The 6,520-nt window shown below is 37.8% G+C and carries 3 protein-coding genes; all 3 read left to right on the forward strand.

Annotation, left to right across the window (positions count from 1 at the left end; genetic code table 11):
* Window positions 1-256: 256 nt before the first annotated feature.
* The 3 genes from ACTHOQ_RS18480 to ACTHOQ_RS18490 all read left to right on the forward strand — a co-directional run bounded on the left by ACTHOQ_RS18480 (window position 257) and on the right by ACTHOQ_RS18490 (window position 6,413).
* Window positions 257-2,098, forward strand: a complete 1,842-nt coding sequence (locus ACTHOQ_RS18480; protein ID WP_440497641.1) for an SH3 domain-containing protein — start codon at window positions 257-259, stop codon at window positions 2,096-2,098.
* A 1,240-nt stretch (window positions 2,099-3,338) separates the two neighbouring features.
* Window positions 3,339-6,050, forward strand: coding sequence for an S-layer homology domain-containing protein (locus ACTHOQ_RS18485; RefSeq protein ID WP_440497642.1), 2,712 nt, complete (start codon window positions 3,339-3,341; stop codon window positions 6,048-6,050).
* A gap of 114 nt (window positions 6,051-6,164) precedes the next feature.
* Window positions 6,165-6,413: a hypothetical protein gene (locus ACTHOQ_RS18490; RefSeq protein WP_440497644.1), complete on the forward strand. Its 249-nt coding sequence runs from the start codon at window positions 6,165-6,167 to the stop codon at window positions 6,411-6,413.
* Window positions 6,414-6,520 lie beyond the last annotated feature (107 nt).

Below are 6,520 nucleotides of genomic sequence, written 5' to 3' on the forward strand. Positions count from 1 at the left end.
TGTCGGACACGTCCTCTCATATAAGTTATTTTACTAACTTAGCTCGATTATGTCCATGACTCTATATTACATCCAAAGATTAGGATATTCCTTATATAATACTAGTTAGTATGCAAGGGTTTGTTATGAGAGGAAGCCGCTAATTTGCCGAATTCACCAATTTTCAATATCCATACGATAAATATTACCCACTACTTACCAAGTTTTTGTTAAAATTATAAACAATGTATATTGAGGAAATGGGATGGAAATTGTAATGAAAAAATGTTTTTACATATTTTTTGCGCTTTTAACAGGTTTTTTAGGATGTATGCAAAGCTCCTCCGCGGAAGAGGTGAGGCATTCAATTATTTCTGCGGAGCAAGGGGCGACGATGACGGCTACAGCCAATCCGGATGGCATGAAGGTTGCAGCACTGAAGCAAGGGACACGGGTGAAGCTTATACGCGAGGAAGCAAGCTGGGCGAAAGTTGAGTACAATGGACGGCTCGGCTGGGTGCGCAATGAATTCATCAAACCGTTTACAGAAGACTTGCTGCCGATTTATTCGTCGTATTATAAATTGCTGGAAGAAACAGATGATGTTATTTATGCATTAGTGAACGATTTTACACAGGACGGTATTGAAGACTTATTTGTAATTGTGGACTCCAACCCGTCAAAGGGACAGTATATCGAAAAAATTTATAGTGGCGGTACAGTTATATACCAAAAAAACTTAAAGCACGGTTTATCGGTTTTAAAAGATGCGACCGATTATTATTTGTTCCATCATACACAAACGAATTCCGAGAAAAAGTATAAGCTGTCGGCGCTGAATGAACAGGCAAAAACCGACTATTATGAAGCGAGTGAAGGGAAAAATTCATATGAAGTGACAGCAAATACATATTTGAATACGTATTTCATCGTACAATCCGGCAATGGGGAGCTTTCTGAGCTTACATTGACACATGAGCAAGCAGCATCAAAAGATTATTATGGCGGGGTGAAGAAAAATGGATATGATGAAACCATTTATCTCGAAAATTACTATTTATCAAATGGCGGCAAAACAGAACCGCTCCTTGAGAAAGATTATAATGCGCTTTTTGCTAAATATGAAAAAGCAAAAGGAGCAAAAATCATTTATAGCGATGATTATAAATCTGCTTCGCTATCGGATAAGTTTTCATTCGACTTAAAGCGTGCGAAAAATGAGCTGCTTGATTTGGCGGCAGCCATCGCCCCGGAAAAGGAAATCGAAGTACTCCCCGCAGAAATGGATAGCTTGAAGATAAAGCTGGCCCAGTCCGTATTCCTTGAGATGCCGTATGAAAATGGGGTATCTCGAAATGCCTATACGATGGTGAAAAATGTCGAAGATGGGGTGAAGCGCGGGTTGCCCGGCTATGAGGCAAGTTATTTTACGAAAGAAAATAGTGTAGAAATTCCAATTGACGGCATGCAATATATGGACAGTACCCCAATGGAAAATGTCATTAATGATTTTTATGGAACGACGATTAATGCGGATGAATTCAATGCATTGGCTTCAGTCGAGGGACGGGCTTTAAATGATGGTGTTTACCAGTTTCCAATTGAGGAAGAGGAAGCATCAGAGACATATATTTACCGCCAATTATTAAGTATGGAGCAATTGCAAAACGGCTATGATATTTTGCAGTTTGCTGATTACAATATGCCTATGGAAATCGTTGTTTCACCATCGAATGAAAATGGTCTGATCGCGGGGGAACAGGTGCAGAAAGGGTATGTCGTGTTCAAGCGATTGCCGTTTAAAACGGGCACAAAATGGGTGTATATCGATACAGTGTCACAAATTGATTTAATGGATTCAAAGCACTATCAAACTTATGAAAACACGCTGCCGCTTATGCAGCGCTATATTGCAGAGCAGCAAATTGCCGAAGAAATGAAGCCAGATGAGGATGCTGAGCCAATCGTCGCATCGGCTGCAACCGGGGAAGGAAGCGTTCAAGCGGCAGATCAGGAAACCGCCGTATCATGGGGCTTTATGGCGCTCGTGCTCGCATTGGTAATCGGGGCATTTGGCGGAGCGTATTTCATCTATTATAGAAAAACAAAACAAAAATAATGAATGTTGAGCTGTCTCTATATAATTGGAGGCAGCTTTTTTGGCGTTTAGGAAACTGCAGGCTTTGGTGTTGTGGATAACTTTGCAAGAAAGTGTTATCCCCTTCCAACTAAGCCGTGCCAACTCCTTGCACGATTAGGCCCCACCGTACAAAAGGAGAGAGCCGGAAAACTACCAGCACCCTCATATTGGATTGATAAAATCCCCATTTTACCGTAATAGATTCTTTCTCTTAATTATGTGATGAAGAAAATAAGCGGAGATTTTCCGGTTATTTGCGCGATCGGGTCCTTTTTGGGGGAAATAAAGGGAAATTTTCCGGTTATGCAAAGAAAAATCCTTCAATTTCATGTTTTTTTGGTCAATAAGCGGAATTTTTCCGACTATTTAGGCTGTTTTTGATTGTATTTTTTTAATAAGGGGAATTTTTCCGTCTATTTATTAAAGTGAGCATTTAAACGAATCTCCCAACCGGTAATAGAGGACCCCTTCATATCAAATTACGGGAATCGGCTTCTTTTTTGCCGTCACTGTCTTCCCGCTTCGCTTATAATACGCCAAGATTTCCTCGTGGATATTTGGCTAGCGAATAAAATACACACATTTCCTGAAGAAACGAAACCGATTGTTGTGCCGGTAAAAAACCTGTCAATTAAAATGGAAGTCATTAATAAAGAAGCCAGATTTTCAGTACCCTCTGCAAAAGTTGTTGAATGTTTACTCTGCGTCGAGTCCTCCAAAACTTGCGGCTCACACGATATAAGTCATTGGGAGCATGCCACACGACGTGTTGTTTTGCCTGCTCGGAGCTGGATGGGCATTTTAGTGCTTTTATTCTGCGGTAATAGAAACAGAAAAATAAAAGAAGAATATAAACCGCCGTCCTGAATAATTGTCAGGGAACGTCAGCAATTTCCGATTCCATATTTACCAATAATGCGCCAATACATAAATCAAATAAATACTATTAAATTGCAAGATGATGAAATTTTAATATCATAAATATTATACTATAAAACTAATTATTGCCATGCGAATTAATTATTGGTAAATAATAATACTCGAAAGTCATGATAAGAGAACGTTGGTATTACTAGTATTATTAAGTTTACTTTATATTTCCTAAAATAGCATTGACAATAAAAACCCTTACTAATATACTTGTTGATGTTATCGTAATATACGAGACAATATCACAAAAATGATAAAAATTTGTTTTCTAATTGGAGGAAATCGTTCTATGGCTAACCAACCAAAGAAATATACTAAATTCGTAGCAACTGCTGCGACAGCTACATTAGTAGCATCTGCAATCGTTCCTGTAGCTTCTGCTGCTGGTTTTTCTGATGTTGCAAACACAAACTCACATTCTGAGAATATTAATGCTTTAGTAGAAGCTGGCATCATCCAAGGCTACCCAGATGGCACTTTCAAGCCAAACCAAGAATTAACTCGTGGTCAAGTTGTGAAAATGTTAGGTAAATGGGTAGAAGCTCAAGGCTTTGATATCCCTGCTGACTATGCTACAAAAGCTCGTTTCAATGACCTAGCAGTAAATGCAAAAGACCAAGAATTAGTAAAATATGCTGCATTAGTTGCTGATACTGGCGTATTCAACGGTTCTAACGGTGCATTAAATGCTGGCGGCAAAATCACTCGCGAAAACATGGCTCTAGTTTTAGACCGCGCTTATAAAGCAATCAACAAAACTACTTTAGTAGAATTAGCTGCTGAAATCGAAGACGTTAAAGTTGCTGACTTAACTACTGCTAAAGCTGAAGCTCGCGAAGCTATCCAAGCATTACGTGATTTAGGTATTTCTGTAGTTGAAAACTTCAACCCGAAAAACACAGTAACTCGTGGTCAATTCGCTTCATTCTTAAACAAAACAATCAACACTGAAGCTAAAGAAGTTGAATTAACAGTTAAAGAAGCAGTGGCAGTAGATGCGACTACATTAAACGTTACTTTATCTGATGACACTACACATGTAGTAACTTTGGAAAAAGCTTTAGAAGCTAACGTAGCAACAGAAGTAACATTCAAAATTAAAGGCAAAGAATATACTGCAACAGTAACTTTCAAAGTTGAAGCACCAAAAGTTATGTCAGTAAACATTGTTGACGGTTTGACTGTTGAAGTTAAATTCAGCGAAGCCGTATTAAAATCAGATATTAACAACAAAGTATCAATCCAAGGTACAACATTGGATACAGCTGCTTTATCTGAAGACGGCAAAACATTAACATTGAATTCACCAACAGCAATCAATGTTAAAGATGCTGCATTAGTAGTTGAGCCAGTGCGCACTGCTAAAGACCGTTTAGTAAAAACTGCTAAATACGTATCTGTAGTAACTTACAAAGATGAAGTTGCTCCAGCAATCGCATCTGTTAAAGCTGCAACAAAAGGCAAAGCTACTGAAACAGTTACAGTTACTTTAACTGAAGCTGCTACAGCAGATACTGCAAAAATCAATGGTCAAGCAGCTACAATTTCTAAAGTTGAAGGCAAAGTAATTACTTTAACTGGTGTTACTGTTGAAGCTGGAAAAACGCACACTGTTGAATTATTCAATGTTGTGGATGCTGCCGGCAATAAAACAGTAAAAGCTTCAAAAGCATTTGAAGTTACTGTTGATACTGTAGCTCCAACAGCAACAATTGAAGCTGCTGGCGACAACGCTATTTTAGTAACATTCGACAAACCGATGAACGTTGCATCTGTAGAAGCTGCATTAGCAAACGGTATCATTAAAGACGAATTATTAGCTGCAGTAACTAGCGACACTGCTAAAGTAGTAGCAAACTCAAACGACAAACAATTCTTAGTGGAATTAAAAGATAACGCAATCTTTGCCAACAAAGATTCACGTGTATTCACTGTAGTATTAGGCGGGAAAATGACAGATGCTTTAGGCAACAAATTCGCTGCAACTACTAAAACTGTTACATTAACGAAAGATGCTGCAAAACCAGTAGCTACTGGCTATGACATCATTGTTGATGAAGATGGTAAAGTAGAAGAAATCGTAGTGGAATTCAACGAAGCATTAGCTGCTAAATCTGGCATTAACTTCGGTTCAATCGCGACTGTAGTAAATGAAGAAGGCAAAGTGGATTCAAAATTAAACACATTAACTGGTTCGGTTGAAAAAGGTTCTAAGAAAGTATCATTCAAATTTGGTACTCCTGTTTTAGTTGAAGGTAAATTCGCTGTTACATTCAACCAAAACTTAGTGACTGACTTAGCATTAGCTGCTAACCAATCAGCTGCTTTCAACATGACATTCGATTTCGGTACTGCTAAAACTTCAACTGAATTTGAAATGGCTGCAAATGCTGTTACAACTTCTGGTGATACGATTACTGTTAATTTCCCAACTGAAGTTAAAGGCGGCGCGGTAGCAGGTTCTGCAACTGATTTAGCTAACTACACATTGGACGGAAAAGCATTAACTGGTGCTACAATCACTATTTCCGACAATAACAAAAAAGCGACAATCAAATTGGCTGAAGGTACAATTACTGAAGACAACAATACAGCTGTATTGAAAGTATTCAACGTTCAAAACTTGGCAGGTACAAAAACAGTAAAAGCTTATGAGCAAACAATTGCTGTTCAAGATACAAAAGCTCCAGAATTAACTTCTGCAGTAATTATCGATAACCAAACAATCGAATTAACATATAATGAAGCAGTTCGATTAGGCGGCGGAACTTTCGCTTCTGACTTCTCATTAATTGTTGACGGTCAAGCTCATTCAGCTACATTAGCAACACCAGCTGCAGTTGTTGGAAAAGATAACACATTACGTGTAACTCTTTCTGCTCCAATCAACTTCGCATTGGCTGATACAGTAAACGTTAAAGTTATCGGTAACGCAGCTGTTACAGATAAAGGTGCACGCACTAACGCTCAAAAACTAAACATCGAAGTAAAAGCTAAGTAATTTCAGCAACTTTGATTCAGACTCTCTCTATTTTTCAATAGAGGGAGTTTTTTTGTGTGAAAATTTGTAAACTATAATAGAATTCTATACAATATTTACTATGGAGGGATTTATATGCATTTTTTTAGCCAGTTGAAAATAAATGGGCTGTTATTGGAAGTTCAAGGCTATTTTCAATCGAAAATGAATATCCTGGAAATTCATTGTAAAGAAGTATTATCATTGTTCAAAAATTGGAAGTATGAGGAAGTCATCGTGGAGGAATTTGCTTTAATCGACAACGATAAAACCGTTTATTCTGATAGCTCCACATTAGTAATAGCTGAAGTTAGTCATAATCAAATAAAGTTGTTACATATATAAAATTAATAAACTTGAATTGGAGGAATTACATATCGGTGTTTGTCAATATAGTTGTCGCATCAAGCTACTTAACTTTTCTATCAAAATCAAAATCTGTTCTATTAAAA

Source organism: Solibacillus silvestris (genome assembly GCF_051967575.1).
In the GTDB taxonomy this organism is placed as follows: Bacteria; Bacillota; Bacilli; order Bacillales_A; family Planococcaceae; genus Solibacillus; species Solibacillus silvestris_B.